This is a genomic window from Bacillus sp. J14TS2 (assembly GCF_018333015.1).
GTDB lineage: Bacteria > Bacillota > Bacilli > Bacillales > Bacillaceae_C > Lederbergia.
This window is the reverse complement of the sequence record NZ_BORE01000059.1, coordinates 1-462: the sequence shown is the minus strand read 5'-3', so window position 1 is coordinate 462 and position 462 is coordinate 1. Positions and strand designations below refer to the sequence as shown.

The window sequence follows — 462 nt, the reverse complement described above, 5'->3', positions numbered from 1 at the left end:
TGACTTATCGTAGGAAGAAACGTAGAAGTTTTCTAGTCGCTGGGCACTGGAGCTGGATTAATAATGGTGTTTCTCGTTTATCTTCTTCTTTATCTGGTTTTGAGAGAATAACTCTCTTTTTATATAGGCAGTCTGGTGGCAATAGCGAAGAGGTCACACCCGTTCCCATCCCGAACACGGTAGTTAAGCTCTTCAGCGCCGATGGTAATAGGGGGCTTCCCCCTGTGAGAGTAGGACGTTGCCAGGCACATTGGAGGATTAGCTCAGCTGGGAGAGCATCTGCCTTACAAGCAGAGGGTCGGCGGTTCGAACCCGTCATCCTCCATCATTAGTTCGCCGGCCTAGCTCAATTGGTAGAGCAACTGACTTGTAATCAGTAGGTTGGGGGTTCAAGTCCTCTGGCCGGCACCATGGACGAGCCATTAGCTCAGTTGGTAGAGCATCTGACTTTTAATCAGAGGG

Annotated in this window: 2 tRNA genes and 1 rRNA gene; all 3 read left to right on the top strand. The window is 49.6% G+C overall.

What is annotated here, in order from left to right:
* The first annotated feature begins 131 nt into the window (after positions 1-131).
* The 3 genes from rrf to KI375_RS27060 all read left to right on the top strand — a co-directional run bounded on the left by rrf (position 132) and on the right by KI375_RS27060 (position 411).
* Positions 132-247, top strand: a 5S ribosomal RNA gene (gene rrf, locus KI375_RS27070).
* Positions 248-252: 5 nt separating this feature from the next.
* A tRNA-Val gene (locus KI375_RS27065) sits at positions 253-325 on the top strand.
* A 10-nt stretch (positions 326-335) separates the two neighbouring features.
* Positions 336-411 (top strand) — tRNA-Thr (locus KI375_RS27060).
* The last annotated feature ends 51 nt before the right edge of the window (positions 412-462 follow it).